Origin of the sequence: Citrifermentans bremense R1 (assembly GCF_000426865.1) — a bacterium.
Taxonomy (GTDB): domain Bacteria; phylum Desulfobacterota; class Desulfuromonadia; order Geobacterales; family Geobacteraceae; genus Geomonas; species Geomonas bremensis.
This window is the reverse complement of the sequence record NZ_AUGE01000005.1, coordinates 279,887-305,840: the sequence shown is the minus strand read 5'-3', so window position 1 is coordinate 305,840 and position 25,954 is coordinate 279,887. Positions and strand designations below refer to the sequence as shown.

Annotated in this window: 22 protein-coding genes; 14 read left to right on the top strand and 8 right to left on the bottom strand. The window is 61.3% G+C overall.

Features of this window, described 5'->3' with window-relative positions:
• Positions 1-99 precede the first annotated feature (99 nt).
• The 7 genes from K419_RS0106005 to K419_RS0105970 all read left to right on the top strand — a co-directional run bounded on the left by K419_RS0106005 (position 100) and on the right by K419_RS0105970 (position 9,346).
• Positions 100-708 carry a MarC family protein gene (locus tag K419_RS0106005; protein ID WP_012531739.1) on the top strand — a complete coding sequence of 203 codons (609 nt, stop codon included), beginning with the start codon at positions 100-102 and terminating at the stop codon, positions 706-708.
• Between the two features lie 732 nt (positions 709-1,440).
• Positions 1,441-2,412: a glycosyltransferase family 2 protein gene (locus K419_RS0105995; protein WP_226377635.1), complete on the top strand. Its 972-nt coding sequence runs from the start codon at positions 1,441-1,443 to the stop codon at positions 2,410-2,412.
• Positions 2,402-3,796 (top strand): NDP-hexose 2,3-dehydratase family protein, encoded by a 1,395-nt coding sequence (locus K419_RS0105990; RefSeq protein WP_026840784.1) that lies wholly within the window; start codon positions 2,402-2,404, stop codon positions 3,794-3,796. The genes K419_RS0105995 and K419_RS0105990 overlap by 11 nt, the downstream gene beginning before the upstream one ends.
• 239 nt (positions 3,797-4,035) lie before the next feature.
• The gene (locus K419_RS0105985) at positions 4,036-5,160 is read left to right on the top strand and encodes a DegT/DnrJ/EryC1/StrS family aminotransferase (protein ID WP_026840783.1); all 1,125 of its coding nucleotides are present in this window, start codon (positions 4,036-4,038) and stop codon (positions 5,158-5,160) included.
• Entirely contained in the window at positions 5,157-5,906 is a 750-nt protein-coding gene (locus K419_RS0105980; RefSeq protein WP_026840782.1) for a class I SAM-dependent methyltransferase, read from the top strand. Before K419_RS0105985 ends, K419_RS0105980 begins: the two co-directional genes overlap by 4 nt.
• 15 nt (positions 5,907-5,921) lie before the next feature.
• Positions 5,922-7,886, top strand: coding sequence for a tetratricopeptide repeat protein (locus K419_RS0105975; RefSeq protein ID WP_026840781.1), 1,965 nt, complete (start codon positions 5,922-5,924; stop codon positions 7,884-7,886).
• Entirely contained in the window at positions 7,883-9,346 is a 1,464-nt protein-coding gene (locus K419_RS0105970) for a B12-binding domain-containing radical SAM protein (protein ID WP_026840780.1), read from the top strand. The genes K419_RS0105975 and K419_RS0105970 overlap by 4 nt, the downstream gene beginning before the upstream one ends.
• A 167-nt stretch (positions 9,347-9,513) precedes the next feature.
• Here K419_RS0105970 and K419_RS0105965 read toward each other — a convergent pair whose 3' ends face one another.
• Positions 9,514-11,148, bottom strand: coding sequence for an ABC-F family ATP-binding cassette domain-containing protein (locus K419_RS0105965; protein ID WP_026840779.1), 1,635 nt, complete (start codon positions 11,146-11,148; stop codon positions 9,514-9,516).
• A 277-nt stretch (positions 11,149-11,425) separates the two neighbouring features.
• Between K419_RS0105965 and K419_RS0105960 the strand changes: the two genes are divergently transcribed.
• From K419_RS0105960 to K419_RS0105950, 3 genes are all read left to right on the top strand, one after another.
• Positions 11,426-12,301, top strand: a complete 876-nt coding sequence (locus tag K419_RS0105960) for a methylenetetrahydrofolate reductase (protein WP_026840778.1) — start codon at positions 11,426-11,428, stop codon at positions 12,299-12,301.
• A gap of 101 nt (positions 12,302-12,402) precedes the next feature.
• Positions 12,403-13,053 (top strand): CBS domain-containing protein, encoded by a 651-nt coding sequence (locus K419_RS0105955; RefSeq protein ID WP_026840777.1) that lies wholly within the window; start codon positions 12,403-12,405, stop codon positions 13,051-13,053.
• A 14-nt stretch (positions 13,054-13,067) separates the two neighbouring features.
• On the top strand, positions 13,068-13,376 hold the full coding sequence (locus tag K419_RS0105950) for a hypothetical protein (RefSeq protein WP_012531727.1): 309 nt from the start codon (positions 13,068-13,070) through the stop codon (positions 13,374-13,376).
• Positions 13,377-13,636: 260 nt separating this feature from the next.
• Here the strand turns inward: K419_RS0105950 and K419_RS0105945 are convergent, their stop codons facing one another.
• The 4 genes from K419_RS0105945 to K419_RS0105930 all read right to left on the bottom strand — a co-directional run bounded on the left by K419_RS0105945 (position 13,637) and on the right by K419_RS0105930 (position 19,747).
• Positions 13,637-15,298, bottom strand: a complete 1,662-nt coding sequence (locus K419_RS0105945) for a methyl-accepting chemotaxis protein (protein ID WP_026840776.1) — start codon at positions 15,296-15,298, stop codon at positions 13,637-13,639.
• Between the two features lie 380 nt (positions 15,299-15,678).
• Positions 15,679-17,325, bottom strand: a complete 1,647-nt coding sequence (locus tag K419_RS0105940) for a methyl-accepting chemotaxis protein (protein ID WP_026840775.1) — start codon at positions 17,323-17,325, stop codon at positions 15,679-15,681.
• 302 nt (positions 17,326-17,627) lie between these two features.
• Positions 17,628-18,299: a response regulator gene (locus K419_RS0105935; protein WP_026840774.1), complete on the bottom strand. Its 672-nt coding sequence runs from the start codon at positions 18,297-18,299 to the stop codon at positions 17,628-17,630.
• Entirely contained in the window at positions 18,296-19,747 is a 1,452-nt protein-coding gene (locus K419_RS0105930) for an ATP-binding protein (RefSeq protein ID WP_026840773.1), read from the bottom strand. Before K419_RS0105930 ends, K419_RS0105935 begins: the two co-directional genes overlap by 4 nt.
• Before the next feature lie 216 nt (positions 19,748-19,963).
• Between K419_RS0105930 and K419_RS0105925 the strand changes: the two genes are divergently transcribed.
• Positions 19,964-20,584 (top strand): hypothetical protein, encoded by a 621-nt coding sequence (locus K419_RS0105925; RefSeq protein WP_026840772.1) that lies wholly within the window; start codon positions 19,964-19,966, stop codon positions 20,582-20,584.
• Positions 20,585-20,754: 170 nt separating this feature from the next.
• A complete protein-coding gene (locus K419_RS0105920) occupies positions 20,755-22,173 on the top strand; it encodes a DEAD/DEAH box helicase (RefSeq protein WP_026840771.1) in 1,419 nt (472 codons plus the stop codon).
• A 209-nt stretch (positions 22,174-22,382) separates the two neighbouring features.
• On the opposite strand, the gene K419_RS0105915 is transcribed toward K419_RS0105920, so the two are convergent.
• Together K419_RS0105915 and K419_RS0105910 are read right to left on the bottom strand one after the other, a co-directional pair.
• On the bottom strand, positions 22,383-22,757 hold the full coding sequence (locus K419_RS0105915; RefSeq protein ID WP_026840770.1) for a desulfoferrodoxin: 375 nt from the start codon (positions 22,755-22,757) through the stop codon (positions 22,383-22,385).
• Between the two features lie 24 nt (positions 22,758-22,781).
• Positions 22,782-23,516, bottom strand: a complete 735-nt coding sequence (locus tag K419_RS0105910) for a DUF4350 domain-containing protein (protein WP_226377634.1) — start codon at positions 23,514-23,516, stop codon at positions 22,782-22,784.
• A 203-nt stretch (positions 23,517-23,719) separates the two neighbouring features.
• Here K419_RS0105910 and K419_RS0105905 point away from each other — a divergent pair, with 203 nt between their 5' ends.
• Both K419_RS0105905 and K419_RS0105900 read left to right on the top strand, forming a co-directional pair.
• On the top strand, positions 23,720-24,010 hold the full coding sequence (locus K419_RS0105905; RefSeq protein ID WP_012531718.1) for a Dabb family protein: 291 nt from the start codon (positions 23,720-23,722) through the stop codon (positions 24,008-24,010).
• A 45-nt stretch (positions 24,011-24,055) separates the two neighbouring features.
• The gene (locus tag K419_RS0105900; RefSeq protein WP_026840768.1) at positions 24,056-24,550 is read left to right on the top strand and encodes a YchJ family protein; all 495 of its coding nucleotides are present in this window, start codon (positions 24,056-24,058) and stop codon (positions 24,548-24,550) included.
• A gap of 93 nt (positions 24,551-24,643) precedes the next feature.
• Here the strand turns inward: K419_RS0105900 and K419_RS0105895 are convergent, their stop codons facing one another.
• Entirely contained in the window at positions 24,644-25,927 is a 1,284-nt protein-coding gene (locus K419_RS0105895) for an O-acetylhomoserine aminocarboxypropyltransferase/cysteine synthase family protein (RefSeq protein ID WP_026840767.1), read from the bottom strand.
• Positions 25,928-25,954 lie beyond the last annotated feature (27 nt).

Sequence of the window (25,954 nt, the reverse complement as noted above, 5' to 3'; positions counted from 1 at the left end):
AAGGGGAAAACCTTTTCTTCGCTTTTTCCTCTGGGACCTCCGTGTTCCTTCGTGACCTCTGTGTTAACGCTTCTGACTTTAAGGAGAGGCAGTCTCAGGATGGAAACGTATTCAGAGTTTTTCTTCACCGTGTGGATCAGGTTTTTCTTCCTGCTGACTCCCTTCTTCGTCCTCTCCACGTTCCTCGCCATGACGCCGGAACTCTCGGCCTCGGAACGCCGCGCCACCGCGCTGCGGGTCACCCTCGCCGTCTTGGTCGCCTGCTTCGTCCTCTACTCCTTCGGCAACACGCTCTTCTCGCTCTTCGGCATCACGCTCGACTCCTTCAGGATCGGCGCGGGTAGCCTCTTGTTCCTGTCGGCGGTGCACATGGTGCACGGCGACGACAGCGCGCCTCCCAGCGAGAAACGCGGCGCCATCTCCGTGGTGCCTCTCGCCATACCGGTGACCGTAGGCCCCGGCACCACCGGCGCGCTCCTGGTCATGGGGGCCGAGGTGCAGCACAACTGGCAGGTGTTCGTAGGCCTTGCGGCACTCGCGGCGGCGGTTCTTTGCGTCGGCATCCTCCTTGTCTGTGCCTCCTTCATCGAACACATCGTCGGCAAAAAGGGGATCACCATCCTCAGCAAGCTCACCGGCCTCTTCGTCGCGGCCCTCGCCGCCCAAATCGTTTTCACGGGAGTCAGAAATTTCCTGCAGGTCAAATGAGGAGGGAATCTCCCTATGTCTCCTGTCGAAAAATGTACTTTAGTGAATTAATGTTGACTTTTTTATCCGTTTTACGCTATGTTGCGGTCGCCTTAGCTGTCCTTTGCGCCTTTGAGAGTAGATGTCCCGGGAGTCAGGCTTAACGTTCATGGTCAACAGCAGAATGGTAAAGACTGCGGCGGCATGCGCAGTGATGTTCTTCCTGGCTTTCGCCGGAATGAGGATTGCGCTTCTCGAACATGGCCCCGGGCCCAAGCCCAAGCCGCGGGCCGTCCTCAACCTGTGCGGCAAGAAAGCGCCAAGCTCTGCCCACTGCAGCGAAACTGTTCCCGTCCACGTCATCGACGCCGAATTCCTCTCATTTGGGTGCTGCAAAACCGTCTGGAACACGACGATTGCCTCCGCCTGCTTCCTGGCTCCCCATCTCGTAGATCCTGAACTGCATTCCCTCCACGGGCGCTCCCCACCTTCTTGCTGATCCCCTGACCTGTTCCGACCGGCCATGCTACCGCCGTCACCCGCGTTACCAATACGCATAGCGGCGCGAAGGTGGTTTGTCCCAGGTGCCTCCAACCCGCTTGCAGCCGAGCGGGGCGCATCTCCGTCGCATCCGCAGTCATTCTCAGCAGCCATGCCGCGAGCCGGCGACGTCTTTCGCCGGCCTCTCTGCCTCGGCAAGCCGAAGTACCTGCGTCAGCGCCGCTTCGCGTACACCCGTCAGCGCACGGAAAATTGCGCAAAATAGAATACATGACTCCCATCTCCATCGTAATTCCTGTCTATAACGCCGAGAAAACCATCGGCCCGCTCTGCCGCGCCCTCATTTCGGAGCTGTCTGGCGATTACCGGCTCGACATCGTACTGGTCAACGATTACAGCCGCGACGAAAGTGACCGCATCTGCCGCACTCTGTGCGACGAGTTTCCCCGGACCGTCACCTATCTTGCCTTGTCTCGCAACTTCGGCGAGCACAACGCGGTGCTGGCGGGATTGAACCATACCTGTGGCGATTACGTCGTCGTCATGGACGACGATTTCCAAAACCCGCCGGAAGAAGTGCCCAAGCTTTTGACCGAGATAAAGAAGGGGTATGACGTCGTCTACTGCCAGTATGCAACCAAGAGCGACAGCTGGTATCGAAACCTCGGTAGCTACCTGAACGGCACCTTGGCACGCGTGACGCTCGACAAGCCGGCGAACCTCTACCTATCCAGTTTCAGGGCGATGAACCGCTTCCTGGTGGACCATCTCGTCGTGCACAGAAGCCCCAACGTCTACCTCGATGCCCTCATCCTGCGCACCACACGGAACATAGGTACGGTCCAGGTACGGCACGACGTGCGGCGGGAGGGGCGGTCCGGCTATACCATGAAGAAGCTCGCCGATCTCTGGGGCAACGTCTTCGTGAGCTACTCGTTGATCCCGCTGCGGTTATTGGCCGCGGCCGGGGCGGTGTTGACCTGTCTCGGCATCTATTCCGTCTGCGCCATGCTGGTCAGGGGATGGCTTCCCATGCTGAACGACCCGAGCGACCTCGAAGAGTTGAGCTCCATCACCATGTTTTTCAGAGGGGTCCAGTTGCTGGCGACCGGCATCGTGGGCGAGTACGTGGGACGGATCTATTTGAAGCTTAACCAGGAGCCGCAGTTCATCGTGAGGGATAAGCTGCTGGCGAAAACGGTGGGGGAGCGTCATGGCGCCTGAATTGAGTTTTCCGCTTCCAGCCTCCCTGGCCATAACTCCTGAACATGCCCGGGGGGTCGCCCGCTCACTTGACGGCGGATCGTCCCTGCATGACGACGCCTGCGTCGAAGGCTGGATCGGGCAGGCGCGCGAGGCCTGCTCGCTGTACAAGAGCCTGGTTCCGCTCGACGCGGTTCAAGGGTGGCGCCGCGACCCGATAACCGGCAACATCCGCCACCAAACCGGCCGCTTCTTCAGCGTCATAGGCGTGCATGCAAGGCACAGGTTGGGGCGCCACGAACTGGAATGGGACCAGCCCATTATCGAGCAGCCCGAGATCGGCATACTGGGCATCCTGGCGAAGTCCATCGCCGGCACCCTTCACTTCTGCCTCCAGGCCAAGGAGGAGCCGGGGAACCTTGGGGGAATCCAGCTCTCCCCGACGGTGCAGGCCACCTACAGCAACTACACCTGCGCCCATGGCGGTGGCATACCGCACTTTCTGGAGCACTTCATGGATCCGCACCCGTCCCGGCTGCTGTTTGCCCGCCTGCAGACCGAGGACGGCGGGCGGTTCCTGTACAAGTCGAACCGCAACATGGTGGTCGTGGCGGGGGACGATTTCCCCGTGGAGCTCCCCAAGGGGTTCATCTGGCTTACCCTGCGCCAGATCGCCGCGCTCATCCGCAGCGACAACATGGTGAACGCCTGCACGCGCAGCATCCTCTCCGCTCTGATCCCGGTTGGCGAAGCAGGCGCGGGCGCACGGCATGAAGATGAAGGGCTGCGGGAAACGCTCCAGTGGCTCGACGATCGCAAGGCCTGTACCCACATCCTTACCAGGCGCATCGGGTTGAACGATCTGCAGGAATGGGCGCTGGACGAAAAGGGGTTCTTCTCGCACCTGTCGCGCGGTTTTTTCCGCGTCGTGGGGTTGCGGATCTCCTCGGAAACACGCGAGGTAGGCTCCTGGGGGCAGCCTATCCTCGAGAACCCCGCTCCCGGGATCATCGGCCTTTTGGTCCGCAAGGGGGGGCGGGGCATGGAGCTTTTGATGCAGGCCAAAGCCGAGGTAGGAAACCGCGTCACCGTCCAGCTGGGCCCGACGGCGCAGTTCGCCAGGGAAAATTACGAAGGGAGCCCGAAGTTGACGAAGCCGTTTCTGTTCGAGGAGTTCTCCACCCCGGGGCGCTTTCCCGTGCTCCACGAGAGTCGGCAGACCGAGGAGGGGGCGCGGTTTTACCAGGAGTACAACCTGCACCGGGTCCTGGTGCTCCCCGAGGGGGAGACTCTGGAGCTTCCCCCCGACCACCGCTGGATCCCGCTTCGCGAAATCGCTTTCCTGGTGCAGCTGGGGGAGCAGGTGAACTCGTGCGCCCGCAGCATCCTCTCCTGCTTGCTGTAGGGGAAGCGGGGGAGGGACAGAGTCCATCCCCTCGCCCTCACCCCGACCCTCTCCCAGGGGGAGAGGGAGAATGGACGGCAGCCAGGATGTTTTCTTCTGGTTCCCAAGCTCCAGCTTGGGAACCAAATGCAACCCAAAGCTCCAGCTTTGCACGATGGCCACGCGCCTTGCGTTCCAAAGGTGGACCTTGGGAACGAGATCGAATTCCGGGGAACCTGGAACGAACTGAGGGAGAACTTATGTCGAGCGCAGAACCGGTCCGTTACTGGGATTATCTTGCCGCCTATGAGCCGCGGCGCGACGAGTACCTGCGCGCAGTGGATCGTGTCTTTTCCTCGGGCCGGCTCGTGATGGGACAGGAGGTGGCGGCATTCGAGGAGGCGATCGCCGCCTACTGCGGGACCGGCTACGCGGTCGGGGTCAATTCCGGGACCGACGCCCTGACGCTGGCCCTGAAGGCGCTGGGGGTAGGGGCAGGCGACGAGGTGATCAGCGTCTCCAATACCGCCGTCCCCACCGTGGCAGCGATACGCGCCGCCGGCGCGACCCCTGTCTTTGTCGACGTCGAAGAGGACACCTTCCTGATCGACGTCTCCCAGGTGGAGGGAGCCATGAACGGACGCACCCGCTGCATCCTTCCGGTGCACCTGTGCGGCCAGATGGCGGACATGGCGCCTCTTGTCGAGATCGCCAAGCGGCGGGGGGTGCGCATCGTCGAGGACTGCGCCCAGGCCTGCGGCGCCAGCTACCGGGGGAGCCGGGCGGGGAGCCTCGGGGACATCGGCGCCTTCTCCTTCTATCCCACCAAGGTGCTGGGGGCCTTCGGCGACGCGGGCGTGATGACAACGGCCGACCCGGAGCTTGCGGCACGGTTGAGGCGGCTGCGCTTTTACGGCATGGAGGGGAGCTACTATGCCGAAGAAGAGGGGTTCAACTCCCGGCTGGACGAGGTGCAGGCGGCCCTTTTGAGCCTTGCGCTGCCCCGGGTCGAGAAGGCGGTCGAAAAGCGCCGCGAGCTGGCGCAGCTTTACGACCAGGGGCTCGCAGGGGTCGGGGACCTGGCGCTTCCCGCGGTCAGGGAGGGGTGCCGGCACCAGTTCTACCTCTACACCGTGAGGACCGGTCGGCGCGACGAGCTGCAGGAATATCTGCGCGGCGAAGGGATAGAGACCCGCATCAACTACCCTCACCCGGTGCACTTGATGCGCGGTTATGCCTTCTTGGGTTATCGGGAAGGGGACCTGCCGGTAACCGAGCGCCTGGCTCGCAGCATCCTCTCGCTCCCCATGTACCCGGAACTCCCCCGGCGCCATGCCGAAAGGGTGGTCGAAGCGGTACGGGCGTTTTTCCGGGGGAGCCGATGAACCAGGCGGAATACGCCAGGATGTTTCAGGTGGAGGATTCCCACTGGTGGTACGTGGGGCTGCACGAACTCATCCTCTCCCACGTGGCGCGGGAGGCCGCGCGCCTTAAGCGCCCCTTGCGCATCCTCGATGCGGGGTGCGGCACCGGGAGGCTCTGCCAGTTGCTGGCGCCCTACGGCGAGGTGGAGGGGGTCGACGCCTCGCGGGAGGCGATCCGCTTCTGCCGCAGGCGCGGCGTCGCCGCCGAAATCGGCGACCTGAACGCTCTGGAGCTGGAGCCGGAGCGCTACGACCTGATCACCTCCATCGACGTCCTGTACCACCAGGGGGTCCGGGACGACGTAGAGGTGCTGAAGTCGTTCCTCGCGGCGCTCCGGCCGGGCGGCATGCTGATCCTCAACCTGGTGGCCCTGGAGTGGCTCAGGAGTTCCCACGACGTGGCGGTCCACACCCGCGAGCGCTACGACGAGCGCACCCTTCGTGACAGGCTGGCTGCGGCGGGCTTTCGCGTCGCGCTTTTGAGCTTCCGGGTAAGCCTGCTTTTCCCGCTCGTCGCGGGGTACCGGCTGCTGCGCGGACGGTTGCGCTCCGCCCGTGCCGCCAAAGCTGGGGCCTCGGACGTGGTGCTCCCTTCGCCACTGGTGAACCGGGTTCTTCTGTGTGCGATGCGGATGGAGAATTCCCTGCTGCGGCGCCTGCGGCTGCCGATCGGCTCCTCCCTGTTCGCCGTGGCCAGAAAAGGCTGACGGCTTGGAGAAAACATGAAAAAGAGACGCAAGTTAGCAAAGCTTGAGCCGCAAGCCGGGCCACAGGCCTTGCCCGCGGTGGAGGAAGAGCTGAGCCTCTGGTGCGATCCGCTCGTTCATATCCTGCTGGTGCTGGCGCTGGGCTTCGCGGTCTATTCGAACATCGTAGCCGCGCCGTTTGTCTTCGACGATCTCCCTTGCCTGGTCAACAACCCGGCCATCAAGGACTTCTCCTTCTTCGCCGATCCGCAAAAGGTGTTCGCGCTCCCGGTCAACCCGGACCTGAAGAACAACTTCATCCTGCGCCCGGTGGCTTACTTCACCTTTGCGCTCAACCACGCCTTGCACGGGCTGGACGTGCGGGGGTACCACGTCGTCAACCTCCTGCTGCACATGGCCGACGCGCTGCTGGTGTACCTCGTCTTGTGGCTCACCCTGAGGACGCCGGCGCTGCAGCCGGAGCACGGTGAAGGGGCGGCACCCCCGGCGGAGAGATACTTCTACCTCCCGTTTCTGACGAGCCTTTTGTTCGTCTGCCACCCGCTGCAGACGCAGGCGGTCACCTACGTGGTGCAGCGCTTCGTCCCGCTGGTCGCCTTTTTCTTCCTGGGGTCGTTGGCGCTGTACGCCGCGGGAAGGCTTGCACAGACGAAGGGGATGCGGATCGCCTGCTACCTCGGCTCGCTTTTCGCCTGTGTCCTCGCCATGAAGAGCAAGGAAAACGCCTTCACCCTCCCGGCGGTGATCGCGCTGTACGAGTTCGTCTTCTTCCGGGGCGCCGTCACCGCCGCCCGGCTCGCGCGGCTGGTCCCGTTCCTCTTCACCATGGCGATCATCCCGCTCAAGCTTATGTCCCTCTCGGCCATGGCTGCCACGGGGGGCAAGGTGGCCGGTGCGGTGAACCTGGTCAATTTCAACCGCACCTCCCCCTGGGAATACCTGATGACGCAGTTCGGGGTGATAACGACCTACTTGCGGCTCCTCATCCTGCCGGTCAACCAGAACTTCGACTATCAGTACCCGCTGCAGAAAGCCTTCCTCGTCCCGGCCGTAGTCCTGCCGCTGCTTTTGCTGCTGGCGCTGGCAGCCGGCGGCACTTATCTCCTGGCGACCTCACGCAGGTCTGACGACCGGGCCGGCATGCGCGCGCTGGCCGGCTTCGGCATCTGGTGGTTTTTCATCACCCTCAGCGTCGAGTCGAGCGTGGTGCCGATCGACGACGTCATCTTCGAGCATCGGGCCTACCTGCCGTCGGTCGGTTTCTTCATCGCCTTGCTCGCCGCCGCGTTCTCCCTTCCCCCCCGGTTCAGCGGGACACCGCTTTGCACCTCGCGTCCCGCGGTCGCCGCGGTCGCCTTCCTGGTTCTCGCCAGCTCCGTCGCCTGCTACCTGCGAAACGAGGTGTGGACGACGCCGGTGGCCCTGTGGCGGGATACGGTGCAAAAGAGCCCGGGGAAGGGGAGGGCGCACTTCTCACTCGGGTTCGCGCTGGCCTGTGCCCTCCCCCCCTGGCACACCGATGACATCAACGTGATGCTCCAGCCCATGGACCCCGCCCAGAACCAGGTACTGGACGAAGCGGTCAGGGAACTCCGTATCTCGACCAAACTCGACCCCAAATCTGCGCCCGGATATTCATTTTTGGGGGCGGCGTTGATGGTGCAAAAGAAGTTCGACGAAGCGGCCGCTGCATTGGCGACCGCAGCCGCGCTCGACCCGAAGGACGCAAGGACCCGCGCGTTTATCGGGCAGCTCAGCGAGGCTCGGGGGGATCTTGCCGCTGCGCGTCTCCAGTACCAGCAGGCAATCTCTCTCACCCCTCAGGAGCCCTTCCCGCATCTGTTCCTGGCGCTTCTCTCCCTGCGAGAGGGAAGGCACGCCGAGGCGCTCAAGGAGTACCAGATCGCCAATAGGCTTGTCCCCCGCCCCGACCTGGAGCCGAAGATAGCGCAGTTGAGATTCATGGTGGAGGGGCGATGAGCTGCGCCCTCACGAGGAGAGCGGCGCAGGTGGAACCGGGAAGCGTGCTGCTGGTGCGCCCCCCCGATCCTTTCCAGGGGGCGGCGCTTCTCTCCCACACCCGCCCGATGAACCTCGCCTACCTCGCCTCCAGCCTGCGCCTGGCAGGGCTGCAGGTGGACATCGCCGACTACGAGGCGACCCCCTACAGCGAAGAGCACCTTGGGGCGCTTTTGCAGCGGCTTTCCCCGGCGGTGGTCGGCTTTTCCGCCACTACCCCCACCATAGGGAGCGCGGCCGGGCTAGCCCGTGCAGTGAAGCGGCGGCGCGGCGACACGCTCACCGTGATAGGGGGGAGCCACGCGAGCGCCCTTCCCAAAGAGACGCTGGAAGAGTTCCCCTCCTTTGACTACCTGGTCCGGGGAGAGGGGGAGCTGACGCTTGCGGAGCTTTCCCTGAGGCTGCGCGAGGGCGGAGCCGGCCAAGACATTCGGGGGATCGCCTACCGGTCCGAGGACGGGGTAAGGGTGAACCCGTCCCGCGAGCTGGTAGAAGACCTCGATTCCCTTCCTTTTCCTGCCCGCGACCTGCTCGACTACTCCCTTCGTGCCGGCCATTCCAGCCGCGGTTTTTCCAACGCGCTACGCTGTGGCGAACTCTTCACTTCTCGTGGCTGCCCGGTCGCCTGCTCCTTTTGCGCCATCCAGGCCACCTTCGGCAGGAGCGTCCGTTTCCGTGACCCTCTCTTCATAGCTGACGAGCTGGACCGGATGGTGCGCGAGCAGAAGGTGAACCACGTGGTCATTGCCGACGACACCTTCACGCTCAACCCCGAGCGCGCCGCAGTCATCTGCGAGATCCTCACGCGCAGCGGCATCCGTTCCTGGAACTGCGACACCCGGGTAAACACGGTGACGCCGGAGCTGCTGCGGCTGATGCGGCGCTGCGGCTGCGAGAAGGTGGCCTTCGGCGTCGAGAGCGGCAGTCCGCGCCTTTTGGAGTTGATGGGGAAGGGGATCACGGTCGGGCAGGTTGAAAACGCGGTGCGCTGGGCCAGGGAGGCCGGGATCAGGCATGTGGAGGGGAACTTCATCATAGGGTGTGACCCCTCGGAAACCCGGGAGGATCTGGACCAGACGCGGAGGCTGATCCGGGGGCTTCCCTGGAGTTTCGTCTCGGTTTCCGTGGTGGTCCCCTACCCGGGGACGCCGCTTAGGGAGAAGATGCTCGCAGCCGGGCTGATCGAGCCGGGGGTACCCTGGGAGGATTACGTCATCTTCGGCAAGAAGCCGCGCTGGCGCACCGCCAACTTCAGCGCGGAGGAACTCCTCGAGTACCAGAGGTCGTTCACCCGCTCCTTTTACCTGCGCCCGCGCTACGTCCTCGAGCAGTTGGCTGCTATCCGGTCGCGGGAGGAACTGGGGTACTGGACCCGCGCCGGGCTCTCCTATCTCAAATGGTACGCAACGGGGAAGATGTAGGGAGGGAGGTGGGATGTGCGGAGCCCTCTGGGAGAGGGGCGGGGGTGAGGGACCTGGGGTGAACCGGGGGCTTTTTGCGAAAGATCAGCTAAAAGAAAAAAAGGGCCTCCCCCCACGGGAAAGGCCCTTTTCGTTTGTCATGGCTGGTCTGGTGCGTGCTGCGCGTGCTACAGGCTCAGCTCCGCGTGGCCGTTGCAAAGCCTGTCGCGCTCGGCTATGACGTCCGCGTCCTCCAGGTAGTCGTCGAAGTTCATGTCGCGGTCGATGATGCCGTTGGGGTGGATCTCGATGATCCTGTTCGCCACGGTGGAGACGAACTCGTGGTCGTGGGAGGCGAAGAGCACCACCTCGGTGTAGGAGATGAGCCCGTTGTTGAGCGCGGTGATGGATTCGAGGTCGAGGTGGTTGGTAGGCTCGTCCAGTATCAGCACGTTGGCGCCGGTCAGCATCATCCTGGAGAGCATGCAGCGCACGCGCTCGCCGCCGGAAAGGACGCTGGTTTTTTTCAGCGCTTCGTCGCCGGAGAAGAGCATGCGCCCCAGGAAGCCGCGGGCAAAGCTCTCGCCCTCGGTGGGAGGGGAATACTGCCCCAGCCACTCGATCAGGTTCAGGTCGCTCTTGAAGTAGTCGCCGTTCTCCTTGGGGAAGTAGGCGTTGGTGATGGTGACGCCCCAGCGGAAGGTCCCCTCGTCCGGCTCCAGCTCTCCGGCAAGGATCTGGAACAAGGTGGTCTTCGCCAGCGAGTTGCCCCCCACGAAGGCGATCTTGTCGTTTTTCCTGACGATCAGGTCGAGGTCCTTGAAGATCTGGACGCCGTCCACCATCTTGGAAAGCCCCTTCACTTCGAGGATGATGTCGCCGCAGGGGCGCTCAGGCTTGAACACCACCCAGGGGTATTTCCTGGAGGAAACCGGCATGTCCTCGATGGTCAGCTTCTCCAAAAGCCTTTTCCTGGAGGTCGCCTGTTTCGCCTTGGAAGCGTTGGAGGAGAAGCGCTGGATGAATTCCTTCAACTCGGCCGCCTTGTCCAGCGTCTTCTTGGCGTCGTCCTGGCGCTGCTTCAGGTGCAGCTGGCTTGCCTGGTACCAGAAATCGTAGTTGCCGACGTAGACCTGGATGCGGCTGAAGTCGATGTCGGCTATGTGGGTGCAGACCTGGTTCAGGAAGTGACGGTCGTGGGAGACCACGATCACGGTGTTCTGGAAACGGAACAGGAACTCCTCCAGCCACGAGATCGATTTCAGGTCCAGGTGGTTGGTAGGCTCGTCCAAGAGGAGCACGTCGGGGTTGCCAAAGAGCGCCTGGGCCAGGAGCACCCGGACCTTCTCGCCCCCTTCAAGCTCCTTCATCTGCTTGCCGCGCATCTCCTCGGGGATGCCGAGACCGTTCAGCAGCACCGCCGCCTCGCTCTCCGCCTCGTAGCCGTTCATCTCGGCGAAATCCGCTTCCAGTTCCGCCGAGCGGATGCCGTCCTCTTCGCTGAACTCCGGCTTGGAGTAGATCGCCTCGCGCTCCGCCATGATGTCGAACAGCTTCTTGTGCCCCATGATGACGGTGTTCAGCACCGTGTGCTCGTCGTAGGCGAACTGGTCCTGCTTCAATACGGCGATGCGTCCTTTGCCGACGGAGATGTCTCCCTTGTCGGCTTCGATCTCGCCGGAGAGGATTTTCAGGAAGGTCGATTTCCCCGCACCGTTGGCTCCGATGAGGCCGTAGCAGTTGCCGGGGGTGAATTTTATGTTTACGTCCTTGAACAGGACCCTCTTGCCGTACGAGAGGGTGACGTTTGATGCGGTGATCATGTGAACTGCTCCCTTTGGAAAAATGAAAAAAACCACAAGGAGCGTCCCCGTGGTCATGAACCTTGCATGTATATCATTTCCTATAGGTGGCAAGCAACGTATTTTTGCACCTGCACTATCTGGAGCGGCGCTCTTCCTGTTGCAGCCACACGGCTTCTTATAAAAAACAGTTAAAGTTGCAGCTCCTGCCTGTCGACATGACAAAAAAGTTTATTTTCATCGGCCGATATGGCAATGTGTGGGCTTTGGGAGCCTAATAGAAGCGCTGGAGATTGCAGTGAGAATAGTGGAAAAGATGAACCAGGCGCAGCAGTTCGTTTCGCTTGAGTTCTTTCCCCCGAAAGATAGGAACGAGTGGCCCGCCTTCTTCAAGACGGTGGACCGGTTGTCGCAGATAAATCCCCTTTTCGCTTCGGTAACCTATGGGGCCGGCGGCAGCACCAAGGGGGACACGCTGGAAATAGTGAAGAGGCTTCAAGGGGGCAACGGCCTGGACACCATGGCGCACCTCACCTGCGTCGGCGCCTATCGCGGCGACCTGCAGCTCTTCCTGGACGAGCTAGCGTTCGCCGGGGTCAAGAACGTCCTGGCCCTGCGCGGCGACCTCCCCAACGACACGCCGCCCGAGTTCTCCGCCTGCCGCACGCTTTTGCACGCCTCCGATCTCGCCGCCTTCATCAGGGAGTCCCATCCCGAGATGGGGGTCGGGGTCGCCGGTTACCCGGAAACGCACCCCGAGGCGGCTGACCCTGAGAGCGATCTGGGGTACCTCAAGCTCAAGCTGGACCAGGGGGGCGATTTCGTCATCACCCAGCTGTTTTTCGACAACCAGCTTTATTTCGATTTCCTCGCGAAGGCGCGTGCAGCGGGCGTTGACAAGCCAATCATCCCCGGCATCATCCCGGTCGTCAGTCTCAAGGTGATCCAGCGCATCATCTCCATGTGTGGCGCGACGCTCCCCCCCGCATACCTTGCCGAACTCGAAGAGGCCGACCGCAGCGGCGGGGCGGCCGCGGTGCAAAAAGCCGGTATCGCCTACGCCAGGCGGCAGGCGCAGGAGCTCCTGGCCGCCGGGGTTCCGGGGGTTCACATCTACACGCTGAACCGCGACCTGGCCGTGCTGGAGCTTGTAGACGGCCTGCTGCCGTCGTAACCCTCCCCAGACCTCAGCGGCCTTCGGGCTGATATATCGCACGACGAAACCGGCGCCTTAGCCGGATGCGGCAGGACAACAAATAAACAGGAGGTTGCACCATGCTTGTTCGAGACCGGATGACCCCAAACCCCATAACCATCACGCCTGATATCTCGGTGACCGAAGCGCTGCGCCTCATGGGCGACAAGAAGATCCGGCGCCTTCCCGTGGTCGAGCGTACCGGAAAGCTGGTGGGGATCGTATCCGACCGCGACCTGTTTCAGGCTTCCCCCTCGCCGGCGACCTCGCTGGCGATCTGGGAGATTCACGACCTGCTGGCGAAGCTCACGGTCGACAAGACCATGGCCACAGACGTCATCACGGTTACCGAGGACACCCCGCTGGAAGAAGCGGCCCGCGTCATGGTCGACCGCAGGATAGGCGGCCTGCCGGTAATGAGAGGTGACGCGCTGGTCGGCATCATCACCGAGAGCGATTTGTTCCAGGCGCTTTTGGAACTCTTGGGTGGTCGGCGGCACGGGGTGCGCCTCACCGTCACCACCACCGGCGCCAAGGGGACACTGGCCGACGTGGCCCAGACCATCTACCAGGCCGGCGGCGACATCGTGGGCCTCGGCTTCAGCGAGGTGGACGGCGGCACGAGCGACACCTGGGTTAACACCTTCAAGGTGCAGGGGGTAGACAAGGACAAGCTGGTAGAGGCGATCCGGCCGCACGTGCGCGAGATCAAGGACGTGCGCGAGACCTAAAAAGGACGGTCCACATGTACCTGATCCAGATTCTGCTGCCGCTTTACGACAACGAGGGGGTACCCTTCACCCAGGACGAGTTCCTCAAGGTGCGCGACCAGCTGTCCGAGCGCTTCGGCGGCATCACCACCTACATGCGCTCGCCGGCGCGCGGTCTGTGGAAGGAGACCCGGGAAACCACGGTGCACGACGACATCGTGATTTACGAGGTGATGGCGGCGGAACTGGACCGGGCCTGGTGGAAAAGGTACCGCCAGCAACTCGCCGCCGACTTCCGCCAGGACATACTGATCGTCCGGAGCAGCGAGATAGAGCTGCTGTAAAGGTTCACCGTCGAACGCCGGGGAATACTGAAAGTCCCACCCAACAAGCGCCGCACGTGAACTAGCGCGTTCCCCCTTTTGCTAAGGAGGGACGGGGGATTTGCCTCGGTTAGGCGAAGCTGGAGCTTCTTTCGGGATTTGCGTTCCCAAGGCGGACCTTGGGAACGAGGTCGCCAAAGATCGCTGAAATAAAAAAGCCGGGTTTCGCCGGACCGATTGGTCGCAGGCGAAACCCGGCTTTTTCTTTCTAAACGGCGCTCTTAGAAGTGTTCGAACTCTTCGTCGTTCAGCTGGAGGTCGGTGCCCACGACGTTTGCGGCCGCTGCGCGAGGAGCGGCCGCGTGTTCGCTAAAGCTCATCGTCTTCACCGTGCCGGGGTTCTTCGTGGAAGTAACGAAGGACTTCGACCTTCCCTCTTCGATCTTGAAGAAGGCGATGGAGCTTGACAGCAGTTCCGCCTGCGAGGCGAGTTCCTCAGCGGTCGAGGACATTTCCTCCGACGCGCTGGCATTTTGCTGGATGACCGTGTCGAGTTGCTGGATCGCCTTGTTGATCTGCTCCGCACCCGTGTCCTGCTCTTTGCTGGAGGCGCTGATCTCCTGGACCAGTTCGGCCGTCTTCTGGATGTCTGGCACCATCTTGGATAACAGCTCGCCTGCCTTTACCGCGATATCTACGCTGTTGCTGGAGAGCTGCGAGATCTCGGCGGCAGCCTTCTGGCTCCGCTCGGCCAGTTTTCTCACCTCGCTGGCGACGACGGCGAATCCCTTGCCGTGCTCGCCGGCCCGGGCCGCCTCTATGGCGGCATTCAGGGCCAATAGGTTCGTCTGCCGCGCGATCTCCTCGATGATGTTGATCTTGCCGGCGATATCCTTCATGGCCTGTACGGTTTCCTGGACCGCCTGTCCACCTTCCTTGGCGTTGTCAGCGGACTTGACCGCTATCTTCTCGGTCTGCAGCGCGTTGTCCGCGTTCTGGCGGATGTTGGAGGTCATCTGCTCCATGCTGGCGGAAGCTTCCTCAGCCGCCGCTGCCTGCTCGCTGGCCCCCTGCGACATCTCCTCTGAACTGGACGAGAGCTCCTGGCTTCCGGCGGCGACGTTCTTGGTCGCGGCCTGCACCTCTCCTACGATCTCCCTCAGCTTGGACACCATGTTGCCCATCGCCGCCAGCAGTTCACCGGTCTCGTCCTTGCTGGTCGCGCCGATGTCCATGGTAAGATCTCCGGCAGCAAGTCGGTTCGCAGTTTGAACCCCGACCTCCAGCGGACGCCTGATGCTGCGCGTCACCAGGAAACTCAGTGCGACTGCCATAATTACGGCTGTCAACGATATAGCGAGCAGGTAATTAACAATTTCCTTAGCCTTTTTATCAATGTTCGCCCCTGCTTCATGCATTGACTTGACGCCATCCTGTGCCAGGCTGACCGCCGTCGCTTCCATCAGGTGAGACTGGTCCTTGTATGCTGCTATAGCGCTGTTTGCTTCTTGTGCGGTCTTCAGCTTTCCGTTCTGAATAGCGGCTGCTACCTTCGCAAAACCTGCCTTGTAACTATCGAAATTTTCCTTGATTTCCTTGGTTTTGTCCTTGTCCTCTTTGTCGACGGCGCATTTTTCCAGGTCGGCGACGCGCTCGGTCATCTTGGCGGCCTCGGCGTTCCATTTCTGGAGGTATTCCTCGACCTTTTTAGCTTCGCCCATATTCAGGAGCATGTCCTTCTCATAGCGCCTCATGCCCAGAATGTTGGCCCGGGCCCTGGCTGAGTGCTCTGCGATGCGTCCCTCGGTAGCTAGCATGGTGTCTGTGGTGGCTTCAACTTGCTTGATGCCCCAGTAACCGGTGCCCGCCACGGCGACAAGCAGGAGCAGGACTACGCCGAAGCACAGCAGTAATCTTGTACCAATTTTTAAATTGCTTAACATCGCTAATCCCCCCCTTTAGTTATCTCTTAAGCTTGGCGCTCTTTCACCCTGCTTTCTAACTATCGACACGCTGCTTGAGTAAATTATGGGAGTTTCGGAAAGTGTGGTGTCGATTCCACTTTATGCCGTTGCGCCGATGTGCCGCTGTGCATGTATAGGCTTTTTGCGGCAACGAATATCTATTGCGACTCGGTATCGATGAGCCACTTTCAGTTCCCAAGCTCCAGCTTGCCCCAGTGGAAGCAAGGTCCGCGCGGCTCAAGATTGACCTTGGGCACGGGATCAACGAGATCGAAGGTCGGAAACAAAAAAGCCGGGTTTCGTCGGACCGTGCGGTCGCAGGGCGGAACCCGGCTTTTGCCATTCAGAAGCAGGTGCCGTTAGAAGTGCTCGAAATGGTCGTCGTCCAATTGGAGATCCGTGCCCGCGACGTTGGCGATAGGTGCGCTTTTTGCGGGGTGCTTGCTAAAGCTCATCGGCTTCATCGTCGTCTTGGAATGTCTTGCCAGGGGCTTCGACCTTCCCTCTTCACCGATATTGAAGAAGGCGATGGAGCTTGTCAGCTGTTCCGCCTGCGAAGCAAGTTCCTCTGCGGTCGAGGACATCTCCTCTGAAGCGCCGGCGTTTTGTTGGATGACCGTGTCGAGTTGCTGGATCGCCTTGTTGATCTGCTCCGCCCCGGTGTCCTGCTCCCTGCTGGAGGCGCTGATCTCCTGGACCAGTTCGGCCGTCTTCTGGATGTCGGGCACCATCTTGGACAGGAGGTCGCCGGCCTTTACCGCGACATCGACGCTGGTACTGGAAAGCTGCGAGATCTCGGCGGCAGCCTTCTGGCTCCGCTCGGCGAGCTTTCTCACCTCGCTGGCGACGACGGCGAAACCCTTGCCGTGCTCGCCGGCCCGGGCCGCCTCTATGGCGGCGTTCAGGGCTAAAAGGTTCGTCTGACGCGCGATTTCCTCGATGATGTTGATCTTTCCGGCGATGTCCTTCATCGCGTGCACCGTTTCCAGGACAGCCTGCCCCCCTTCTTTGGCGTTTTCCGCGGACTTGACTGCTATCTTCTCGGTCTGCAACGCGTTGTCCGCGTTCTGACGGATGTTGGAGGTCATCTGCTCCATGCTGGCGGAAGCTTCTTCAGCCGCCGCTGCCTGCTCGCTGGCACCCTGCGACATCTGCTCGGAACTGGAGGAGAGCTCCTGACTTCCCGACGCTACGTTCTTGGTCGCGGCCTGCACCTCTCCCACGATCTCCCTCAGCTTGTAGACCATGTTCCCCATAGCAGCCAAAAGATGGCCAGTTTCGTCAGTATTCTCAGACGTTACAACGATAGTCAGGTCTCCCTCCGCCAGCTTGTTGGAGACCTCTACAGCTCTCTGGAGCGGAACTGTTATGCTGCGGGTTACGAAGACGGCAATCAGAATCCCCAAGGCGATCGCTACCCCGCACGCTGCGACGAGCAATAGAAAAACTTTGTTAAGTGTCGTGACAATGCCCTTTGTGTTCGCCTTGGCTTCGTCTGACTGGGATTTTTGCAGCTTTTCGATTTCCGCGGAGAGGAGCGCGCGATCTTTGTCAAAACCGTCCATCATCGTATTGCCCTGCACCAGGCCCGATGAGACATAGCTGAGAGCCATCTTTTTACCTGTGTCGTAGAACTTGTCGAAGCTTTTACCCAGCTCGTCCATTTCTCGGAGAGATTTTTCGTCGTTCTCTCTCATGTACATTTCCCTGTACTTTGCCAGTTCTTGCCGGAACCTCACCGCCGCCAGTTCGGCTTCCTTGAACCCTTCGTTGTTATGGGTCGCGGCGATATCCGTAAGGGTTTCCGATAACTTTATTGCGGCGATATTCATGTCGTATGCGCGCATGAGGAAAGGGACAGATTCGCTGGCAACCTGCTCGGAATCTTTCCTCGCCTGCTCCAGGTTGAAGCACGTCACCGCAATCGCGCAGGTGAAAAGGGCGAGGACGATTGTGAACCCAAGGCCCATTTTTGTTTTTATCTTCATGTTCATGAACCACTTCATTAACTACCTCCCTTTTACAAATCTCGATGACCTCTGCAGGTGGGGTTGGTTGAGGAAATTCTAGCCACAGGACTCAACAGCCGCCTCCAGGCTGTTTAACATCACTACTTCGTTTTCGCTCCGGCTCCGAAGTTAAAGCTGATTTCCAAACCAAGTCGCTGTAAATAGATATCGGTCGACGAATTCATTAAACAATAGGAGTTTTCGAAGGTGAAATTTCGATTATCCTTAGTGGGGGGCGTGAGGCAAGGCTGTAAAGGCCGGAGGGGAGTAGTCGAAGGTAAATGAAGCGCAGGGGAGGGTTACGCCGGCTCGTACTTGTACCCCGCGCCGTAGATGGAGTGGATGATCTCCTGGTCGGGGGCCACTGCGGCGATCTTTTTGCGCAGCTTCTTGATGTGGCTGTCGATGGTCCGGTCGCTGACGATGCGCTGGTCCGAGTAGATGCGGTCCATCAGCTGGCTCCGGGAGTAGATCCGACCCGGGTTCTGGTAGAGGAAGTGCAAGAGCTTGAACTCGACCACGGTGAGTTCTAGATCATGACCGTGGAAGAGCGCCAAGTAGCGGTCGGCGTCGAGGGTGAGGCCGTGTGCCTGCGCCGGGGCCTGCTCGCCCGTCCGCCGCAGCACCGTCTTTACCCTGGCCACCACCTCGCGGGGGCTGAACGGCTTGCAGACGTAGTCGTCGGCGCCAAGCTCCAGGCCGAGCAGGCGGTCGATCTCTTCCACCCGCGCCGTGATCATGATGATGGGAAGCTGCGAGAAGGTCCTGATCTCCTTGCAGATTTCCAGGCCGTCACGCCCGGGGAGCATCAGGTCGAGCAGCATCAGGTCGGGTTGTTGTTCCCTCACCCGCGGCAGCACCTCGTTGCCATCGGCTATCCACATGGTCTCGAAACCGGACTGCTTCAGGTAGTCGCCCAAAAGGCTCGCCAGCTTCTCCTCGTCCTCTACGATCATCACTCTCTGTGTCATGTCCTGCTCCCGGTAAGCGGCAGTTCCACCCTGATCAGCACCCCGCCGTGCGGGGAAGAGAGGGCGGTTATGGTTCCTTCGTGGGCTTCCACGATGTTCTTGCAGATGGCAAGGCCCAGCCCCGCGCCCCCTTTGGCGCGGTTGCGCGAGCTTTCCACCCGGTAGAGCCTGTCGAAAAGGCGCTCCAACTGGTCCGGGGCCACCCCCGGCGCGCTGTCGGCAAATTCGACCAGGGCCGTGTTGGGCCGATACTTGAGCCTGACCGACAGTTTTCCCCCGGCATCGGTGTACTTGAGCGAGTTGTCTAAAAGGTTCGAGAAAAGCTGGCTCAACCGGTCGGGATCCGCGAAGACGGAGCAGCCGTCGTCTCGCGGCAGCTCTATGGAGAGGTTGATCCCCTTCTGGACGAATTCCTGCCCTAGCATGGCCAGCGCATCCTCCAGCACCTCCTTCAAATCGATGCTCTCTTTGCGGTAGGTCAGCGCCCCTATGTCGTAGAGGGAGATCTGGTAGAGGTCGTCGACCAGGCGGCTTAGGTGCATGACCTCGCCGTGCAGGGAGCGCATCGACTCCGGGCCCGCCTGGCGCACGCCGTCCTGGATCGCCTCGATCTCGCCGCGCAGGATGGCAAGCGGCGTGCGCAGCTCGTGCGAGACGTCCGCCACCCAGCGCCGGCGCGCCCGCTCGTTGTTCTCCAGCGTCAGCGCAAGCGTGTTGAAGTCGCGCGCCAGTTGCCCCAGTTCGTCTTCGGGGCCGACGGCGACCCTGGTGCTGTACTCGCCGGAGGCGAGGCGGTGCATGGAGGCGGCGAGCCGCTTGATGGGGAGCACCAGGCGGTGGGCCAAAGGTAGCGAGATCGCGGCGGAAACGAGGAACATAACCACCGCCACGAGACCCATGGTGAGTTTCTGCTGCTTGACGAAAAGGAGCTGATAGTTGTCGGTGAGGCGCTGCCTGGGGCGCAGCCCGACGTAGCCGACGATGCGGCCGGAGCTCGTAATTTTGTGCAGTTGCGCCGCCTCTTGGGCGTTAGGCATACCGATCACTTTCACCTTCTGCGCATCGAGCAGCAGCACCCTTCCCTCGAAACGGTATTGGAAGCGCGGCGGCAAGGGATGCCCGGAGAGGTTGGGAAACGGCGGGGGGGGCGGCGTCATTCTTCGCTCGCCGTGCTCGTTCCGGTCCAGGTCGCTTGTCTCCCTGCTGGAGGTAACGAGTTTCGACCAGGTGGCGTTGTCGTCCTTGACGAAGTCCCAGCTCCCGTTCGCCTGGTAGGCCCGCTCCAGCACCTGGGCGAGCCGTCCGAGCCGGTCCTCTTCCATGGTGTTGACGTAGGCCAGGAAGCCGCGCCCGATGCTCCACTGCATGATGAGGAACATCGAGACCACCACGGCCCCGGTTGCGGCGAGCATGGCGATCAACAGCCTGTATTTGATCATTATCTTCATGGGTAGCCCACTATTAGAATTGGTAACGCTGCTTTTTTATTAACACAGATGCCGGCAATGCGCCATCGCATCTTCCGATGGAGCAGAAAATCCACAATTGCTGCATATTTTCTCCACATTGAGCGGCTATTGTGAAAACCAAAGCAAGAGTTGATGCTGCAACAGGCAAACTACCGAAAAGGACAGCGCGGCTTCAGGCCGCCAAGGAGAAGGAACATGAAAAAGCATCTCGCAGCAGCAATACTCATCGTGCTAGCCGGTGCGGCGAGCGCTCAGGCAAGGATGGACGTAAGCGTGAACATCGGCGTGCCGGTGGTGGTCGCGCCGCCACCGGCAGCGGCGGTGGTGACCTATCCGAGTTATCCAAGTTATCCAAGCTATCCTCAGCCGGTCGCCTATGCCGAACCCGTCTACGCCGAGCCTGCGGGTTTCATCTATTCTCCTAACCTTGGCTTCTACGTCTCTGTCGGCGCCCCATATGACGTGGTCTACCTTGACGACTGCTACTACCAGAATCGGGGCGGCCGCTGGTTCATGTCCCGCAGCTACGGCGGCCCCTGGGCCTACGTCACCCGGGAAAGACTCCCCTACCGGTTGCACCGCCACGACTACAGACAGATACGCTATTACCGTGACCGGGAGTACCGCGCCTACATGAGCGACCGCGATCATTACCGGGGGCGCTGGTATCGCCCGGTCTCCATGCACGACCACGACCGCGGCGACGGCCGCTGGGGCGAGCATCGGGACCGCGACCGCGATAGCTACCGCGACAGGGAGTACGCCCGGCATGATGACCGCAGCGACGACCGTCGGGAGGGGAGGGACCGTCGCTAGCGCAAGGAGATTTCCGGCCCATCGAATGAAATCTCTCTGAGGGAGAAAAATAAAATATCCCTACTTCCGATACTTTCATGCTATAGTCCAGTTCTAATTAGCAAAGACCCCAAGGCCTTCTAAGCTTCTGGGGTTTTTTGTGGCATGTACATCGATTGACAGGAGTAATAGTGGATTTCAAACAGTTTAATTTGCACCCCAAGGTCCAGGCAGGCGTCGAGGCCATGGGGTACGTCACCCCGACCCCCATCCAATTGCAGGCGATTCCCTCGGTCATCTCCGGGCAGGACGTCCTCGGCCTGGCCCAGACCGGCACCGGCAAGACCGCCGCTTTCGGCCTTCCCATGCTGCACCGTCTGGTGCAGGAAGAGCGCGGGCATGTCCGCGGCCTGGTCCTTGCCCCCACCCGTGAGCTTGCCGAGCAGATCAACGACGCCCTGAACGGCATGGGGAAGCAGACCCGCCTGAGAAGCGTCACGGTCTATGGCGGGGTCAACATCAACACCCAGATCAAGAAGCTCAAAGAAGGTGCCGAAATCGTGGTCGCCTGCCCGGGGCGCCTTTTGGACCACATCTCCCAGGGGACCATCGACCTCTCCAGGGTCGAGATCCTGGTGCTGGACGAGGCGGACCAGATGTTCGACATGGGCTTTCTCCCCGACGTGAGGAAGATCTTGAGGGCGCTCCCCGGCAAGAGGCAGAACCTCATGTTCTCCGCCACCATGCCCGACGACATCCGCAGGCTGGCGCACGAGATCCTGCGCAACCCGGTCACGGTGCAGGTGAGCCGCACGGCTCCCGCCGCTACCGTGTCGCATGCGCTCTATCCGGTGGGGCAGCACCTGAAAACCCCGCTTCTGTTCGAGATGCTGAAGCACACCGACACCGAGAGCGTGCTCATCTTCACCAAGACCAAGCACCGCGCCAAGAGGGTAGGGGAGCAACTGGAGAAGGCCGGCTACAAGGCGACCTCGCTGCAGGGGAACCTTTCCCAGAACAGAAGGCAGGCGGCACTCGACGGCTTCAGGGACGGCACCTTCCAGATCATGGTCGCCACCGACATCGCCGCGCGCGGCATCGACGTCTCGCTCATCTCCCACGTCATCAACTACGACATCCCTGACACCCCCGAGGCCTACACCCACCGCATCGGCCGGACCGGCCGTGCCGCCAAGACCGGCGACGCCTTCACCATGGTGACCTCGGAAGACGACTACACGGTGCGCAGCATCGAGAAAGTGTTGGGAACGAAGATCGAGCGCCGCCGCATCGAGGGGTTCGACTACGCGGTCCCCGCTCCGCAAAAGGACACCGAGTTCGCCCGGCCGCCCCGCGAACCTCAGCGCCGGAGAGACGGAGCCAAGCCCGGCGCCGGGAGACCCGCCGCAGCCAGACCCGCCGCCGGGGCCAAACCGGCTTCCGCAGTGGGCGCGAAAGGTAACGCAGCCGCTTCCGGCCGCCCTGCCGCTCACGGCAGCAAAGACGGCTCGGCAGATGGCGGCCATGCTTCCGGGCCTGCTGGAAAGCACCGGCAGCACCCCGGCGGCAACCGCCCCGCGAACCACGCCGCCCGCCGCAGCGGCAGGTAGGAAAGTAAAAAGAAGGAAAAAGGGGACAGGCTACTTTTTCAAAACGAAAAGTAGCCTGTCCCCTTTTATTTTGATGCTGAACAGCGCCCGTCGATGTTGCAGTACAATCGCGCCTTTATCTCTTTGGGTGTGAACCGGGAAAGTCACCTGCTTGAAAGGGGGACAGGCTACTTTTACAAATAAAAAAGTAGCCTGTCCCCTTTTCTACGTTACGCAGACCACTGTCCGTGCATGTTGCAGTACTCGCGCACTTTGATTTCCTTGGCGGTGACCGGGAAGGTCGCCTCGGGGGCCTGCCCCGGCTGCAACTGGGCGCGGTAGATCTTGCCGTCGGCTATCACCTCGATCCACTCGATGTAGTGGGCGCTCTCCATGGGATGCGGTATGCTCCCGACCTTAACGGTGATGCTCCCCTGGCCCCTCTCGATCACCGGCACGTGCTTCTCTTTGGAAGCGTCGACCGTGTTCTCCTTTTGCAGCGTCATCGGCGCTCCGCAGCAGACCAGTTCGCCCCCGCCTGCATGAAATACCTCGACGATGTTGCCGCAGCTCCCACATTTGTAGATTCCCAATGCCTCTGCCATGCTCAATTCCCTCCTGTTGGTTGATTAGTTATTCAGCCAGCCGGCCAGACTCCTGGCCAGGTATCTGTTGTCGTCGTCAAGAAACTTGTTCTGGAACAGAGCGTCGTCGCCGAAGGCGATGAAGCCTCCCTTGCCCACGTCGCCGGCAACGGCTATGCCGAAGCTTGCCGTCTCTTCCTTGGCCTGGACCTGGTCCCTGTTGACGTCGACCCATGCCTGCGGACTGGTAGAGGCGACGATGCGGGCGGTAGGGGCCAGGTTCAAGAGCCCCCAGGCACCATGCACGCTGAACCGGGTCACCCCGGAGAGCGCCGGGTGCGGGTCTATCTGCTGCACGCGGAACCTCAGGGGATCGTTGTCGATCACGTTCTGCCGCTCCTGGATCACACCATTGGTGTAGGTCACCTGCAGCCGCTCAAGGAGAGTGGCCAGGGGAGGGGCGATGTGCAGCATCACGGCGAGCTTGCCCCCCTGCTGCATGAAGCGGAGCAGAGCTTCGATCTCGGCTGGATGCAGCGCGTTGAAGGCGCCGCTGATCACCACGGCGTGGGCACCGGCGAGCGTCGCGTCGCTGAAGGGCTGATCGGTGGCCTCTAACTGCGCGCCCGCCGACTTCATTATCCCGGCCAGCCCCGAAAGCTGCAAAGGCCCGGTGTCGCTCACCCGGAAACGCTCTCCATGCCCGGTGTCGAAGAGGACCTTCTCGGCCGCTTCGCCCGGTGCGGTGTAGATTAAGGAGGCCAGTACAAGTATACTCATTAATTTCAAAATGCCAGTCATCACATCTCCCCAGCAGAAAATTTTAAAGAGGACCATAACGGTCTTGTTGGTCCTTATAGCAGCATTGCCCCCTGCGTGCAACCTTTTTTTTCGCTTCAAAGACTGCCACCGTTGACAGGGAGGCTGGCGCCGATGTATTACATGGTATCCGAGGCAACACCATTAAGTTACGGGAGATAGAAATGATTGCGCACATAGTGTTATTCACGCTGAAGGAGTCGACTCCTGAGGGGATCGAAAAGGCAAAGCAGCTCCTTTTGAGTATGGACGGCAAGGTCGAAATGCTGCGCCAGCTTGAGGTGGGGGTGGATGTGATTCGCTCACCCAGGTCCGCGGACATCGCCCTCTATACCAGGTTCGATTCGCTGGAAGATCTCCAGGCCTACCAGGTGCACCCCTATCACGCCGATACAGTAGCCGCCTACATGAGAAGCGTATGCTCTTCAGTGGTCGCCGCCGATTATCACTGCTAGACAAAGCAACGAAGAAACCAAATAGAAACGAGGAGGAGTACCGGAATGGAGCAATGTGCCTGTGGAACTGGTCTTGCCTACGCTGAATGTTGCCAGCCCATCATCAAGGGCCAGCGCCCCGCGGAGACGGCAGAGGCACTGATGCGCGCGCGTTACGCGGCGTATGTCAACGTGGAGACCGACTTTATCTTTGAAACCACCCACGCCCAGCACCGCGAGGGTTATGACCATGACGGAACCCGCGCCTGGGCCGCGAACTCGGAATGGCAGGGGCTTGAGATCGTCTCGACCAAGGACGGCGGCAAGGACGACAAAACCGGCGAGGTCGAGTTCATCGCGCGCTGGAAGGAGAATGGGGAGGAGAGGGTGCATCACGAGCGCGCACTCTTCAAGAAGGAGAAGTCCCGCTGGTTCTTTACCGACGGCACGGCGGTGAACCCGGCGCCCCAGCAGCCGATAGTCAGGGGGCCCAAGATCGGGCGCAACGACCCCTGCACCTGCGGCAGCGGCCAGAAGTACAAGAAGTGCTGCGGCAAGTAGGGTAGCGGAAGCTTTAAAAATGAGAAGGGGCGAGTGGATTCACTCGCCCCTTCTTCGTTGGCAGCGCGGCCAAAGGCCGGTAGCGCCGCGCTTTTACTTCTGGCTGGCCAAAAGCGCCTGGTTCACGTCCGCGATCAGGTCGTCGATGTGCTCGATGCCGACCGAGAGCCTGATCAGGTCGGGGGAGACGCCGGAAGCTATCTGCTGCTCCTCGTTCAGCTGGCGGTGCGTGGTGCTTGCCGGGTGCAGGACGCAGCTCCTGGCGTCCCCTACGTGCACCACCAGCGCCACGAGCTCGCAGCTCTCCATGAATTTCTTTCCTGCCGCGGCCCCTCCCTTGATGCCGAAGGTAAGGACGCCGCTGGCTCCCTTGGGGAGGTACTTCTTGCTGCGGGCGTAGCTTTTGTGGCTCTCCAGCCCCGGGTAGGTGACCCAGCTTACCGCGGGGTGCTTTTCCAGGTACTTAGCCATGGCGAGCGCGTTCTCACTGTGGCGCTGCATGCGCAGCGGCAGGGTCTCCAGCCCCAGGTTGAACAAAAAGGCGTTCATCGGCGCCGGGCAGGAGCCCAGGTCGCGCATGAGCTGCACCCGCGCCTTCACGATGTAGGCGAGCTTGCCGAAGGTCACCAGGTACTTGAGGCCGTGGTAGCTGGAGTCGGGCTCCGTCATCTCGGGGTACTTGCCGTTGCCCCAGTTGAAGTTGCCGCTGTCGATGATGACCCCGCCCACGCTGGTGGCGTGCCCGTCGATGTACTTGGTTGCCGAGTGGATCACTATGTCCGCGCCGTGCTCGAAGGGGCGGCACAGGTACGGCGTCGGGAAGGTGTTGTCGATGATGAGCGGCACCTGCATCTTCCTGGCGATCCGGGAGAACTTCTCGAAGTCGAGCACGTTCAAGCCGGGGTTCCCTATGGTCTCGCCGAAAATCGCGCGGGTCTCGGGGCGGAAGGCTGCCTCGATGGCGGCCTCGCCTGCCTCGGGATCGACGAAGGTAACCTCGATGCCCATCTTCGGGAAGGTGTTGGCGAACAGCGAATAGGTGCCGCCGTACAAGGTGCTGGCGGCGACCACGTGCTGGCCGGCCTGGCAGATGTTCATGATGGCCATGCTGGTCGCGGCCTGCCCGCTGGAGGTGGCCATGGCGGCGACCCCCCCTTCCATGGCCGCTATCTTGGTTTCGAAACCCTCGGCGGTCGGGTTGCTGAGCCGGGTGTAGAAGTGTCCTCCCACCTCGAGGTCGAACAGTTTCGCCACGTGCTCCGCGCTGGAGAACTTGAAGGTCGTGCTCTGGTAGATCGGCAGGATCCGGGGATCTCCGTCCTTGGGGGCGAAGCCTTCCTGGATCGCCTGGGTCTCGATGCGCCAATCCTTTTTCATGTATCCCTCCTGTCAAAATCGGATGCC